14 protein-coding genes and 1 tRNA gene are annotated in these 12836 nt (G+C 62.4%); 13 read left to right on the top strand and 2 right to left on the bottom strand.

All coding sequences use genetic code 11. From position 1 onward, the window contains the following. Positions 1-2: 2 nt before the first annotated feature. Complete coding sequence (gene gatA / locus KF719_RS01950; protein WP_293506645.1) at positions 3-1481, top strand: Asp-tRNA(Asn)/Glu-tRNA(Gln) amidotransferase subunit GatA; 1479 nt, start codon at positions 3-5, stop codon at positions 1479-1481. A gap of 5 nt (positions 1482-1486) precedes the next feature. Continuing rightward, positions 1487-2995: an Asp-tRNA(Asn)/Glu-tRNA(Gln) amidotransferase subunit GatB gene (gatB, locus tag KF719_RS01945; protein WP_293510556.1), complete on the top strand. Its 1509-nt coding sequence runs from the start codon at positions 1487-1489 to the stop codon at positions 2993-2995. A 209-nt stretch (positions 2996-3204) separates the two neighbouring features. Here gatB and KF719_RS01940 read toward each other — a convergent pair whose 3' ends face one another. After that, positions 3205-3735: a hypothetical protein gene (locus KF719_RS01940; protein WP_293506644.1), complete on the bottom strand. Its 531-nt coding sequence runs from the start codon at positions 3733-3735 to the stop codon at positions 3205-3207. Positions 3736-4334: 599 nt separating this feature from the next. Between KF719_RS01940 and KF719_RS01935 the strand changes: the two genes are divergently transcribed. Further along, the gene (locus KF719_RS01935; RefSeq protein ID WP_293506642.1) at positions 4335-4685 is read left to right on the top strand and encodes a hypothetical protein; all 351 of its coding nucleotides are present in this window, start codon (positions 4335-4337) and stop codon (positions 4683-4685) included. A 103-nt stretch (positions 4686-4788) separates the two neighbouring features. Further along, complete coding sequence (locus KF719_RS01930; RefSeq protein ID WP_293506640.1) at positions 4789-5421, top strand: glutathione S-transferase N-terminal domain-containing protein; 633 nt, start codon at positions 4789-4791, stop codon at positions 5419-5421. Between the two features lie 12 nt (positions 5422-5433). Here KF719_RS01930 and KF719_RS01925 read toward each other — a convergent pair whose 3' ends face one another. Continuing rightward, positions 5434-6126 carry a class I SAM-dependent methyltransferase gene (locus KF719_RS01925; protein ID WP_293506639.1) on the bottom strand — a complete coding sequence of 231 codons (693 nt, stop codon included), beginning with the start codon at positions 6124-6126 and terminating at the stop codon, positions 5434-5436. Between the two features lie 142 nt (positions 6127-6268). Between KF719_RS01925 and KF719_RS01920 the strand changes: the two genes are divergently transcribed. From KF719_RS01920 to KF719_RS01880, 9 genes are all read left to right on the top strand, one after another. Beyond that, a complete protein-coding gene (locus tag KF719_RS01920; protein ID WP_293506637.1) occupies positions 6269-6820 on the top strand; it encodes a TetR/AcrR family transcriptional regulator in 552 nt (183 codons plus the stop codon). A gap of 167 nt (positions 6821-6987) precedes the next feature. Further along, positions 6988-7257 carry a hypothetical protein gene (locus tag KF719_RS01915; RefSeq protein ID WP_293506635.1) on the top strand — a complete coding sequence of 90 codons (270 nt, stop codon included), beginning with the start codon at positions 6988-6990 and terminating at the stop codon, positions 7255-7257. A 113-nt stretch (positions 7258-7370) separates the two neighbouring features. Beyond that, complete coding sequence (gene tesB / locus KF719_RS01910) at positions 7371-8276, top strand: acyl-CoA thioesterase II (RefSeq protein WP_293506633.1); 906 nt, start codon at positions 7371-7373, stop codon at positions 8274-8276. A 66-nt stretch (positions 8277-8342) separates the two neighbouring features. Then, positions 8343-8435, top strand: a tRNA-Ser gene (locus tag KF719_RS01905). Positions 8436-8497: 62 nt separating this feature from the next. Continuing rightward, the gene (locus KF719_RS01900) at positions 8498-9127 is read left to right on the top strand and encodes a trimeric intracellular cation channel family protein (protein WP_293506631.1); all 630 of its coding nucleotides are present in this window, start codon (positions 8498-8500) and stop codon (positions 9125-9127) included. A gap of 38 nt (positions 9128-9165) precedes the next feature. Further along, entirely contained in the window at positions 9166-9771 is a 606-nt protein-coding gene (locus KF719_RS01895) for a DUF2459 domain-containing protein (RefSeq protein WP_293510554.1), read from the top strand. Positions 9772-9822: 51 nt separating this feature from the next. Then, entirely contained in the window at positions 9823-10677 is an 855-nt protein-coding gene (locus tag KF719_RS01890; RefSeq protein ID WP_293506630.1) for an MBL fold metallo-hydrolase, read from the top strand. Positions 10678-11051: 374 nt separating this feature from the next. Beyond that, entirely contained in the window at positions 11052-11864 is an 813-nt protein-coding gene (locus tag KF719_RS01885; protein WP_293506628.1) for a class I SAM-dependent methyltransferase, read from the top strand. Further along, positions 11851-12690, top strand: a complete 840-nt coding sequence (locus tag KF719_RS01880; protein WP_293506627.1) for a methyltransferase domain-containing protein — start codon at positions 11851-11853, stop codon at positions 12688-12690. The genes KF719_RS01885 and KF719_RS01880 overlap by 14 nt, the downstream gene beginning before the upstream one ends. Positions 12691-12836 lie beyond the last annotated feature (146 nt).

Here is a 12836-nt window from a genome sequence, read left to right as displayed (position 1 = left end):
GCATGAGCGAGTTGACGAAACTGACGCTGGCGGGTGCGCGCGACGCGTTGCGGAAAAAGGAAATCAGTTCGGTGGAGCTGACCGGCGCCTATCTCGCAGAGATGGAGGCAGGCGCGGCGCTCAATGCCTATGTGACGGCGACGGGGGAGAAGACGCTGGAGATGGCGCGCGCGTCCGACGCGAAGCTCGCCAAGGGCGAGGGCGGGCCGCTGGAAGGGCTGCCGCTCGGCATCAAGGATCTCTTCTGCACCAAGGACGTGCTGACGACGGCATCGAGCCACATCTTGGACGGGTTCCAGCCGCCTTACGAGTCGACCGTGACGGGGAATCTGTGGCGCGACGGGGCGGTGATGCTCGGCAAGCTGAACAATGACGAATTCGCCATGGGTTCGTCCAACGAGACGAGCTATTACGGGCCTGTCGTCAATCCGTGGCGGCGCAAGGGCGATGCGACGAAGCTGGTGCCGGGCGGTTCGTCGGGCGGCTCGTCGGCGGCGGTGGCGGCGAAGCTCTGCCTCGCGGCGACGGCGACCGATACGGGCGGTTCGATCCGCCAGCCGGCGGCCTTCACCGGCACGGTCGGCATCAAGCCGACCTATGGGCGCTGCTCGCGCTGGGGGATCGTCGCCTTCGCCTCGTCGCTCGACCAGGCCGGGCCGATCACGCGCGATGTGCGCGACGCGGCGGTCATGCTGCGCTCGATGGCCGGCCATGACGAGAAGGACACGACCAGCGTCGACCGGCCGGTGCCGGACTACGAGGCGGCGCTCGGGCAGGGCGTGAAGGGGCTGAAGGTCGGTATCCCGAAGGAGTACCGCGTCGACGGCATGCCGGCCGAGATCGACGCCTTGTGGTCGCGCGGCATCGAATGGCTGAAGGCGGCGGGGGCCGAGATCAAGGAGGTCAGCCTGCCACATACCAAATATGCGCTGCCGACCTATTACATCGTCGCGCCGGCGGAATGTTCGTCGAACCTCGCGCGCTACGACGGCGTGCGCTATGGCCTCAGGGTCGAGGGACGCGACATCACCGACATGTACGAGAAGACGCGGGCGGCGGGTTTTGGCGCCGAGGTGCGGCGGCGGGTGCTGATGGGCACCTATGTGCTGTCGGCCGGCTATTACGACGCCTACTATCTGAAAGCACAGAAAGTGCGGACGCTGATCGCGCGGGATTTCGCCCAGGCGTTCGCCGATGTCGATGTGCTGCTGACGCCGACGGCGCCATCGGCCGCATTCGCTATTGGCGAAAAAACCGACGATCCGCTGTCGATGTATCTCAACGACGTGTTCACCGTGACGGTCAACCTGGCGGGACTGCCGGGGATTTCGGTGCCGGCCGGGCTGTCCGCCGAAGGGCTGCCGCTCGGGTTGCAGCTTATCGGGCGGACGTTCGACGAGGAGACACTGCTCAGGGCGGCCTATGCGGTGGAGCAGGCGGCAGGTTTCAGCGCGGAACCCGAAGCGTGGTGGAAAGCATGACGACGATGGTGAGCGATTTCGAACGCGCGATGCGCAAGCGCGAACCGCGCGAGGAAGACTTGATCCGCGGCGCGACCGGCGACTGGGAGATCATTCTCGGGCTTGAAGTTCATGCCCAGGTGACGTCGCAGGCCAAGCTTTTCTCGGCTTCGTCGACCAAATTCGGCGCCGAGCAGAACAGCCAGGTCAGCTTCGTCGACGCGGCGATGCCGGGCATGCTGCCGGTGATCAACCGCTATTGCGTGGAGCAGGCGGTGCGCACGGGGCTTGGGCTCAAGGCGCAGATCAACCTGCGTTCGGTCTTCGACCGGAAGAACTATTTCTATCCGGACCTGCCGCAGGGCTACCAGATTTCGCAGTTCAAGCAGCCGATCGTCGGCGAGGGCGAAGTGGTGCTCGACATGCCGGATGGGCGCACGGTCGTTGTCGGTATTGAGCGGCTGCATCTCGAACAGGACGCCGGCAAAAGCCTGCACGACCAGCATCCGTCGATGAGTTTCGTCGATCTCAACCGGTCGGGCGTGGCGCTGATGGAGATCGTTTCGAAGCCGGACATGCGCTCGGCGGAAGAGGCGCGGGCCTATGTGACGAAGCTGCGGACCATCCTGCGCTATCTCGGCACCTGCGACGGCAACATGGAAGAAGGCAGCCTGCGCGCCGACGTTAACGTTTCGGTGCGCAAGGTGGGGGCGCCGCTCGGCACGCGCTGCGAGATCAAGAACGTCAACTCGATCCGGTTCATCGGCCAGGCCATCGAGCATGAGGCGCGCCGGCAGATCGACATTCTCGAAGACGGCGGCGCCATCGTCCAGGAAACGCGGCTGTTCGATCCGAAGACCGGCGAAACGCGGTCGATGCGCTCCAAGGAAGAGGCGCATGACTATCGCTACTTCCCCGATCCCGACCTGCTGCCGCTCGTGCTGAAACAGGACGAGGTGGACGCCATCCGGACGTCGCTGCCGGAGCTTCCGGACGAAAAAAAGGCGCGGCTGATCTCCGAATACGGGCTTACGCCCTATGACGCGACCGTCCTGATCGGCGAATCCGCACGCGCGGACTTCTTCGAGGCGGTTGCGAAGGGGCGGGATGCGAAGCTGGCAGCCAACTGGGTGACGGGCGATTTCTTCGCCGCGCTGAACCGCGAAGGGCACTCGATCGAACAGTCTCCGGTCACCGCAAAACAGCTCGGAGAGCTCCTCGACCTGATCTCCGACGGCACCATCTCCGGACGAATCGCCAAGCAGATTTTTGATTCGATGTACAAAACGGGCCGCGACCCCTCCAAAATCGTCGAAGAAGAAGGCCTAAGGCAAGTCACGGATTTTGGGGCTATCGAGGCCGCAATCGACGCCGTCATCGCGGCGAACCCCGATAAAGTCGAGCAAACGAAAGTCAAGCCTCAACTTGCAGGCTGGTTTGTCGGACAAGTGATGAAATCCACGTCTGGCAAGGCAAATCCGCAAGTCGTGAACGAAATCCTCGCGCGAAAACTCGGTCTATCATCCGACGGCTGACGAAAATTTCCGGCCTCGAAGTGAACCGTTTGTAAACCTATCTCGGCAGAGAGTGGGGCGGGCGCGCTTGCACAAAACTGTTGCAATGTGTTGCCGAGCGCTTTTTCGGCGCTCATATTATTCGTGTGCGCCTGAGGGGTACGAGGGCGCTCGTAGTGTGTGCGTTGCGAATACACAGATTGTCGCCAACGATAACGGCACATCAGGAGCTAGAGAAACATGGCTACCAAGACCAAAGCTAAGCCGAAAGCGGCGGCCAAAAAGGCCCCCGCCAAGAAGGCCGCGGCCAAGAAGAAGCCCGCTGCCAAGAAGAAGGCTGTGAAGAAGCTCGCCGCCAAGACCAGCGCGGCGAAGAAGGCCCCGGCGAAGAAGAAGCCGGCCGCCAAGAAGAAGCCGGCCAAGAAGAAGGCCGTGAAGAAGGCCGTCGCCCGCAAGACCGCCGCCAAGAAGGCGCCGGCGAAGCGGAAGCCCGCGAAGAGGAAGCCCGCCGCCAAGAAGACGGCTGCGAAGAAGGCTCCTGCGAAGCGGAAGCCTGCGGCGAAGAAGAAGCCGGCCGCGAAGCGCAAGCCCGCTGCCAAGAAGACCGCTGCGAAGAAGGCCCCCGCGAAGCGGAAGCCTGCGGCAAAGAAGAAGCCGGCCGCGAAGCGCAAGCCCGCTCGCCGGAAGGCCGCCAAGAAGGCCTGAACGAACGATACTCGCCGGCCAAAACCCGCGAAGGCGGCGGCGAAGCGTTCTTCCATCAGGCGGAGTCCCGCATCCTCGCGGGACGAAGCCGAAGCGATTGGAGAGTGCAAGCCGCCTTACGCGGTCCGGCCGGTGAATATCGGTATTGGTGACCCGTTCAAGCGATCCATTTGAAGATCGCGCTGAACAAACGGATGCCGGCCATCGCGGACCCGACGGTCCCGGGGGGAAACCGATTTCGATCTTCGAGTCGGGGCTATCCTTCAATATCTCGACGCAGGGCGGGTGTGATCCATCCGCCGGCGGAGGTTCGAGAGTTGAGGTCGACCAATGGCTGATCCAGCGGATGGCTGGGCTTGGTCCGATGACGGACCAAGCCCATCATTCCGCTCAACGACGAGATTCCATTCCCGAGGGGAAGGTTCGAACGGGTTCACATCCCACCGGCCATCCAGAGGGAGTTTGCCCTGGGCGCGATTGGCGCCGGGGTTTCATCGGCGACAAGCCCAAGGAGCCGGACGGGCCAAGAAAAATCCCGTTCGGGCAACGCACACAATGAGTTAACGGGCCGCTCTTAACGTTCGGTCCCAATATGCTAAGCTGGCGGCGCTTTCGGGAAACCGGAGGCGCCGTTTGCATTCCCGGGGAGCCCATCATGCGTGTCTACATACAGGCCATGCTGCTCGCGGTCGCCACCGCGCTGGCGCCCCATGCGGCGGGCGCCGGGACGGCGACGGGAACCGGAAGCATGATCAAGAAGGATGCTTACGGCACCGAGCGCCAGTGGGGGCGGGCGCTGGTGGTCCCGCGCGACGGCGTCGTGACGCGCGTGATGTACGGCACCTACGGATTTTCGATCTTCGACGCCGAGGGCCGGACCGTCGGCGATTTCCTGGCGCCGGAAATGGCGGTGGGCACCCGCCTTGCCGCCGGCGAATATCGCATCGAGCCCTACGTCTGCGAAAAGCACCGGCATCATCACGTCGAAGTGACCGTCGCCTACTAGGCGCCGCTCGCGGCGGCGCGTCCGCTTCCTATATGTCCTCAATCCCTATCCATGCGGGCTTGGCCAGAGCCCGCAATTCCGCATATGCGAAAGGCGCCGCGCGATGATCGATCTCTATACCTGGACGACACCCAATGGCCGCAAGGTCTCCATCATGCTCGAGGAGGCAGGGCTTCCTTACGCGGTGCATCCGGTCAACATCGGCAAGAACGAACAGTTTGCGCCCGCCTTCCTGAAAATCAGCCCCAACAACCGCATTCCGGCGATTGTCGACAATGATGCGGATGACGGCCCGCTTGCGGTTTTCGAGTCCGGTGCGATCCTGATCTACCTCGCCGAGAAGACCGGAAAGTTTCTCGCCGCCAAGGGCGCGCAGCGCGCCAAGGCGCTCGAATGGCTGATGTGGCAGATGAGTGGCATCGGGCCGATGTTCGGGCAGCTCAACCATTTTGCCAACGCCGCGCCCGAAAAAATTCCTTATGCGATCGACCGCTACGCAAGCGAGGCGGCAAGGCTGATTGCCGTTCTCGACAAGCGGCTCGGGGAAGCGCAGTTCCTCGGCGGCGATTATTCGATTGCCGACATGATCACCTATCCGTGGATCGTGCCGGCGCTGGACCTGATTGTGGGACTGAAGCCCGAGATCGCCGGCGAAGCGGCCAATGCGCGGCGCTGGCTGGCGGAAGTCGGCGCGCGGCCGGCCGTGCAACGCGGCATGGCCGTGCCGAAGGTCTGACGGCGGTTCCGTTCAGACGGCCTTGATCGAGAATTCTCCGGCAAGCTTCATTGCGAGTTTCATCGACTGGAAGCCGTTTTCGGGATCGCGCACCCAGGCGAGGTAGTCCGCGTGGTCTGCGGGAAAGGCTGCCGCGTTGCCGCAGAGCACCGCAGCGCCGGCGCGCATATGCGGCGCCAGAAGTTTCAACACCGGCAGCGTGAAACGCGGGAAACCGTCGTTGAGCAGGAAGTCGACAGGGCCGTCGATGTTGCGCAAGGTTTCGAGCGCGTCGCCCTCGCGAATGTCGACAAAGGCGTCGAGGCCGGCATCGCGCAGGTTCGTTCGTGCACGCGCGACCTTTTCCGGCAGCATTTCCGTTCCGATGACGATGCCGCCGCCATTGTCGCGCACGGCGAGCGCGAGATAGATCGTCGAGACGCCGAACGACGTTCCGAATTCGACGATGCGGCGCGCCTGCATGGCGCGCGCGAGCAAGTAGCAAAAGACGCCGTTGGCCGGATCGAGGGCGAGATACATCTCGGAGAGTTTCGGTTCGAGCCGTGCCCAGGGGAGAGGGCGGCCGCGCAACAGCCGCGGAATTTGCGTTGCGAAGCGGGCGGCAAGGCCGACGTTCTGACGCGATGCCTCGCCGTGAAGATGGATCAGGACGTCGCGGGCGCGTATGTCGGTGATTGCCTTGAGGGCGGGGTGAGCGGCGGCCATCCTCTATCTCCTTGTTCGGTAAGGGTTTTTCTTCGGACTAGAATACAAGTAAAAGCTCGCATATGTTACTCGCATGCCGCGACGCCCCTCATCGAGCGACCTGACGCCCCGAAAACGCCCGCGACAGGCGCGGTCCATCCGCATGACCGAAGAGTTGCTGGAGGGGGCTGCTCGCGTTTTGGCGCGCGACGGCGCGGCGGCGTTTACGACCAATCGCGTGGCGGAAGCCGCGGGTGTGTCGATTGGATCGCTCTATCAATATTACCCGAACAAGGTGTCGCTGTTGCTGGCGCTGCACGAACGCGACGCCGAGCAAGTCTGGGGCAAGCTGGCCGGCGTACTCGACGACGAGACATTGCCGCCGCGCGCGCGACTTGATGCTGCGATACAAGGGTTTTTCGACGCAGAGATCGCAGGCGACGAACTTCACGCGGCGCTGGCCGAAGCGCAGGCATTGATCTCGGCAACGCCGGCATTTCAGGAATTTGAATCGCAGGTCATTGAGAAGCTGCGCGCTTTTCTCGAAAAGTCGCTTCCTCACCGCCGCGACGAGCATGAGTATCTGGCCAGGGTCTGTTTTGCGGTTGTGACGGCGACCGGCGAAAGGGCTGCCGTGCGGCGGCTGGACAGCGCGCAGACGCGGGAACTCGGCGCGGCGACGGCACGCATGATGTGCGATTTCCTTGGCGTTTGAGTGAGCCTGACAAAGCCTTGTTTGGTGACTCCGGCGTTAACCATTTTTTCAGGGGGGTCATGGAAAGTGGTCTCGTGGGCAAGGGGGGAATCCTTGCCTCTTCGATGAACGGCGGGCGCAGATGGGCAATGGGCCGGGGCGCACCGTTCCTTTGAGGAGGGACCGATATGGCGCGCATGCAGCTCGACGAGATCGGGAAAGGCGAACTGGCCGGCGATGTCGGCAAGTGCGACGCGCTCTACAATCTCGGTCTGATGTATTCGACGGGCCGGGGCGTCGATGTGGATCTCGTGACCGCGCATAAATGGTTCAATCTGGCGGCGATGCAGGGCAGCGACGCGGCGCGGATGTGCCGGGCGGAACTGACCGTCGAAATGACGCCGGCGCAGGTCGCCGAAGCCCAGCGCCAGGCGCGCGAGTGGCTGGCGAACCAATAGACCCCCGCTGATTTCTTTGCCCTTCCGGCCGTCCCAAAGACGGTGACAGCCCCGCGACGGGCGCTTATGTTCCGCCTTTCCGAATGCCTCGCGCGACAGGAGAGACCGGGCCCATGACCGACAAATCCCCGAACGATGGCGCAAGCGCCGACAAGGACGCGGTCGAAGACCTCATCCAGATTCTCGACCTCGAGCAGATCGAGGTGAACCTGTTTCGCGGCCACAGCCCCGATGTGAGCTGGCAGCGCGTCTTCGGCGGGCAGGTGATCGGGCAGGCGCTGGTGGCGGCCTACCGGACCGTCGAGGAGCGGATATGCCATTCGCTGCATGCCTATTTCATCCGGCCGGGCGATCCGAAAATCCCGATCCTTTATGAAGTCGACCGCTCGCGGGACGGCAAGAGCTTCACGACGCGGCGCGTCGTGGCGATCCAGCACGGCAAGCAGATTTTCAATCTGGCGGCGTCGTTCCAGGTGCCCGAGACGGGCTTTGAGCACCAGGCGGCGATGCCCGACGTGCCGGCGCCGGAAGACCTGCCGAACGAACGGGAGCTGCGAAAGGCCATCGAAGGACGGCTGCCGCCGGAAATCGCCAAACATTTCGCACGGCCGCGGCCCATCGAAATACGTCCGGTCAATCCGCAGGATTATATCGATCCCTCGCCGATGGAGCCGCTGCAGCATGTCTGGTTCCGCGCCCGCAAGGAGGTCGAGGATCTGCCGTCGCTGCATCAATGCATCACGGCCTATGCCTCCGACATGACGCTGCTCGATACCTGCATCCGGCCGCATGGCGTGAGCTGGCTGTCGGGGAAGCTGCAGACGGCCAGCCTCGACCACGCGATGTGGTTTCATGCGCCGTTCCGCAGCGACGAATGGCTGCTCTATACGCAGGACAGCCCGTCGGCCTCGGGCGCGCGGGGCTTCAACCGGGGCAGTATCTATACGCGGGCCGGGCGGCTGGTGGCGTCCGTGGCGCAGGAAGGGCTGATCCGCTATCACGACAAGGCCGGGCGCTGAGGCGTGGGGCGCGCCTGGATATGGCGCTTGAAGCGGGGCCCGATCTTGGGCATACACGGGGGAGCCGGAGAGGTGGCCGAGTGGCTGAAGGCGGCGGTTTGCTAAACCGTTGTGCAGTGTAAAGCTGTACCGTGGGTTCGAATCCCATCCTCTCCGCCATTTTCCCGCGTGATCCGGCTGAACAATCCCTACCCGCACCCGCAGGAACGGAGCGCGCGGCCATGACCCATTTTCATCTTCTGATGTCGCTGCAATTCGTCGGTATTGCGGCCTTCGCGGTGTCCGGGGCGCTGGCGGCCGGTGAGCGGCAGATGGACTGGTTCGGGGTGATGGTGCTCGGGATCATCGTGGCGGTCGGCGGCGGGACGCTGCGCGACTTGCTGCTCGACGCGCCGGTCTTCTGGATCGATCAGTCCTGGTATGTCGTGGCGGCGGCCGCCGCGGCGCTTGCGACGATCCCGGTGGCGCGCTGGGCGCAGAAGGCGCGCCGTCCGGTGGCCATTGCCGATGCCGTGGGGCTTGCGGTCTTCGTGGCGCTTGGCACGCGCAAGGCGCTGGAAATGGATATGCCGGGTTTTGTCGCCGTCATCATGGGCGTCGTGACCGGCATTGCCGGCGGCATCATCCGCGATGTGCTCGCCAACCGGACGCCGATCATTCTCAAGAAGGAAGTTTATGCGCTGGCGGCGCTGACAGGGGCGGTACTCTATGTCGCCGCCGACAGCTATGGCGTCGATCCGGTTCTCGGCCTGTGGGGCTCAATTGTGGCGGTGCTCGCCATCCGGTTGCCGGCGATTCTTTACGGCTGGTCGATCCCGACATTGAAAATCGATCCCGACGAGGGCGACTAGCGATGCGCCGGCGGCACGGGGGACGGGGCTTGTCGTTCGTGCGTCTTCTCGTTTGCGTGATCATGGCATTGACGCTGTGGCCGGCCGGTCGTGCGATGGCCGACACGCATCGCGTATTCATTTCGAGCAATGGCTGGCACACGGGCATCGTTGTTGCGATCGCCGATATTCCCGACGAGCGTATTCCCGAGGCGGCGGATTTTGCCGGAGCTGCCTATCTCGAGTTCGGTTGGGGGGACGCGGATTTCTATCCGACACCCGATCCCGGTATCGGCATGACATTGCGGGCGACGTTTCCAGGCCCCGCCGTCGTTCATGTGGCGCCGCTCGACGCGCCGCCGGGCGAGGCATTCATCGATGTCGAGGAGGTCGCGCTGTTGCTGGACGCAGATCAATTTCGACGGCTGGTCGACTACCTGCATGAAAGCTTTGAACGCGACAGGAAGCACCGCGTTTGGCCGAGCGCGCGCGGGCTTTACAGTTTCAGCATGTTCTATCCGGCGACCGGACGGTTTCATCTGTTCAACACCTGCAACACATGGACGGCGCGCGGGCTGGCGGCGGCGGGGCTGGATGTTCGTGTTGCGGGCGTGCAGCGGGCGGAAGATCTGATGCTGCAGTTGCGCGGCATCGGAACGGAGTGACGCGGCCGCCTTTCGCGCCTAAGCTTTGCAAAACAAAGAGGGAGGGCGGGTGTGGGCAAGTGGCAGGTTGGTGCGGTGACGATCACCAAGGTGGTCGAGGTGGAGGCGACGGGCGGGACGAAGTTTATCCTGCCGCAGGCGACGCCGGAGGCGGTTGCGCCCTATGACTGGATGAAACCGCATTTCGTCGATGAAAACGGCAGGCTTCGGATGAGCGTTCATGCGCTTGTTGTCGAGACGCCGTCGCGCCGGATCGTTGTCGATACCTGCCTCGGAAACGACAAGGAAGGCCGCGGCGTGCCCGGCTGGAACAAGCTGCAGGGACCCTTTCTCGAGAATATGGCCAAGGCCGGCTATGCCCGAGAGAGCATCGACACGGTGATGTGTACGCATCTTCATGTCGATCATGTGGGCTGGAACACGATGCTGGTCGAGGGAAAGTGGGTGCCGACATTTCCGAATGCACGCTATCTGATGGCGCGCAGCGAGTTCGACTATTGGCAGGCCGAAAGCGACAATGCCGAGCAGCGCAATGTTTTTGTCGATTCGGTGCAACCGGTTTTCGATGCCGGGCTTGTCGACCTTGTCGATACGGATCATCGAATTTGCGATGAGGTTTGTCTTGTTCCGACCGTCGGTCATACGCCCGGGCATGTCAGCGTTCGCATATCGTCGGAAGGCGGGGAGGCGCTGATTACAGGCGATTTCATTCACCATCCTTGTCAGATGGCGCGACCCGACTGGGCGGCGACCGTCGACTACGATCCCGTGCAATCGACGAAGACGCGACGCGAGATGTTTTCCAATCTCGCCGGTTCAGGCGTGCTCGTTGTCGGTACGCATTTCGCGACGCCGACAGCCGGACATATAGAGCGCGATGGCGATGCGTTTCGTCTCGATGTGTGACATCGCTTGATTGCATACGCGGTAACGCACGGATATCGGACGAATTTCGCATATTTCACGCTTGCAGGTTGATCCATGCGGCATGCTTTGTTAGCTTGCATTCGCTGAGCGGGCTTATTTGTGCTGTGCATTTGCATATGTGGCACACGCCGCCAGTCGCTTCCCTGCGGCACCTGTCGCTTTCGTCGCACGATCTATCGTCGACTTCTATGGGACGCGGCCCGTTTTCGTGCGTCTTGCGCGACTGAATTTTGCGGGCAAAAGAAACAGTTTTCATAGGCGCCGGCCACAAGTTGACCCGGAGCCGTTTGTGCGTCTGGCGGCAGCGGAAACGCGCGTGCGCGATGCATTCACTATTTCCGAAGGATAGCCCGATGAAACCGATCGCCAACAAGAAGCAGGAATTCGGCGAGGACCCGCTCACGGTCAGAGAGACCGACCACTATGTGGAGGAGTATGTCGAATCCTTTGTCGAGAAGTGGGACGACCTGATCGACTGGGACAGCCGTGCGGAGAGCGAAGGGCAATTTTTCATCGACATTCTGAGAGAGCGCGGCAAACACAAGATTCTCGATGTGGCGACCGGCACCGGCTTCAATTCAGTTCAGCTGATGAAGGCGGGGTTCGACGTAACGAGCGTCGACGGCAGCGCGGAGATGCTTTCAAAGGCCTTCACGAATGCCCGCGATCATGGCTTCGTCATGCAGACCGTGCATGCGGATTGGCGTTGGCTGAACAAAGACGTGCACGGGAAGTTCGACGCCATCATCTGTCTCGGAAATTCATTTACGCATCTTTTCGAAGAGCGCGACAGAAGGCGCGCGCTGGCGGAGTTTTACGCCGCGCTGAAGCATGACGGCTTGCTTATCCTGGACCAGCGCAATTATGACGCCATTCTCGACAAGGGATTCAGCAGCAAGCATAAATATTACTATTGCGGCGATCGGGTGACGGCCGAGCCCGAGCATGTCGACGACAGTCTGGCGCGCTTCCGCTACGAATTTCCCGACAAGAGCGTCTATCACCTCAACATGTTTCCGCTGCGCAAGAACTACACGCGGCGCCTGATGCACGAGATCGGCTTCCAGAAGGTCGAGACCTATGGCGATTTCCAGGAGACCTACAAGGACGCCGACGCCGACTTTTTCATTCACGTTGCGGAGAAGACCTACCATGACGAAAGCTAGATCGACCGCGGTGGAGCAGGCGGAGGCCTATTACGACAGCCCGGACGCGGACGCATTTTACTTTCATGTGTGGGGCGGCGAAGACATCCATATCGGCATGTACGAAAACGACGACGAGCCGATCGTCGAAGCGAGCCATCGCAACGACGAAACGCTGGCGTCGATGCTGGAGGGATTGGGGCCGGAACATCGCGTGCTCGACATCGGCGCGGGCTATGGCGGCGCGGCGCGGCATCTGGCGAAGACGCGGGGATGCCATGTGACATGCGTCAATATCAGCGAGACGCAGAACAGACTCAACCGCGAGCTGACGCAGAAGGCAGGGCTCAGTGGGCTGATCGACGTACAGTACGGCGATTTCGAGAACATTCCGGCGGAAGACAAGAGCTTCGAATTTGTGTGGTCGCAGGATGCGATCCTGCATAGCGGTAACCGGCGGCGCGTGCTCGACGAGGTGAAGCGCGTGCTGAAGCCTGGCGGGGAGTTCATCTTCACCGATCCGATGCAGGCTGACGGATGTCCAGACGGCGTGTTGCAGCCGATCCTCGATCGCATTCATCTCGAAACGCTCGGCAGCTTCGGCTTTTATGAGAAGGAGCTCGCGGCGCGCGGATTCGAGAAGATCGAAGTCAGGGAAATGACGCACCAGCTTCGCCGGCATTATGCGCGGGTTGCCCGCGAGCTGACCGACGGCTATGACCGGCTCTCGGACATTGCGTCCCGCGACTATCTCGACAACATGATCAAGGGGCTTGGCCATTGGGTTAACGGCGCCGACAAGGGCTATCTCGCCTGGGGCGTCATGCATTACCGCTTGGCAAAATGAGACGGCAGGCATAGATTTGCCGCCGCCGGACAATCCCGGCGCGAGGACAGAGCGATGATCGAAGCGATCCGCATCAACGGCGCGTGGTGGACCACCTAGAGGGTGGCCCCGTTTCGTCGTCTGTCGTCTGACCCGGACAAGGCCGC

The sequence above is a fragment of the Parvibaculum sp. genome, assembly GCF_019635935.1.
Lineage (GTDB): Bacteria > Pseudomonadota > Alphaproteobacteria > Parvibaculales > Parvibaculaceae > Parvibaculum.
Note: the sequence above shows the minus strand (reverse complement) of the source record. Positions and strands in the feature narration are given on the sequence as shown.

Bases quoted from the DNA above. Each gene is read 5' to 3' on its own strand.
- gatA (WP_293506645.1), top strand. From the start codon at position 3: ATGAGCGAGTTGACGAAACTGACGCTGGCGGGTGCGCGCGACGCGTTG.
- gatB (WP_293510556.1), top strand. From the start codon at position 1,487: ATGGTGAGCGATTTCGAACGCGCGATGCGCAAGCGCGAACCGCGCGAG.
- KF719_RS01940 (WP_293506644.1), bottom strand. From the start codon at position 3,735: ATGGAAGAACGCTTCGCCGCCGCCTTCGCGGGTTTTGGCCGGCGAGTA.
- KF719_RS01935 (WP_293506642.1), top strand. From the start codon at position 4,335: ATGCGTGTCTACATACAGGCCATGCTGCTCGCGGTCGCCACCGCGCTG.
- KF719_RS01930 (WP_293506640.1), top strand. From the start codon at position 4,789: ATGATCGATCTCTATACCTGGACGACACCCAATGGCCGCAAGGTCTCC.
- KF719_RS01925 (WP_293506639.1), bottom strand. From the start codon at position 6,126: ATGGCCGCCGCTCACCCCGCCCTCAAGGCAATCACCGACATACGCGCC.
- KF719_RS01920 (WP_293506637.1), top strand. From the start codon at position 6,269: ATGACCGAAGAGTTGCTGGAGGGGGCTGCTCGCGTTTTGGCGCGCGAC.
- KF719_RS01915 (WP_293506635.1), top strand. From the start codon at position 6,988: ATGGCGCGCATGCAGCTCGACGAGATCGGGAAAGGCGAACTGGCCGGC.
- tesB (WP_293506633.1), top strand. From the start codon at position 7,371: ATGACCGACAAATCCCCGAACGATGGCGCAAGCGCCGACAAGGACGCG.
- KF719_RS01900 (WP_293506631.1), top strand. From the start codon at position 8,498: ATGACCCATTTTCATCTTCTGATGTCGCTGCAATTCGTCGGTATTGCG.
- KF719_RS01885 (WP_293506628.1), top strand. From the start codon at position 11,052: ATGAAACCGATCGCCAACAAGAAGCAGGAATTCGGCGAGGACCCGCTC.
- KF719_RS01880 (WP_293506627.1), top strand. From the start codon at position 11,851: ATGACGAAAGCTAGATCGACCGCGGTGGAGCAGGCGGAGGCCTATTAC.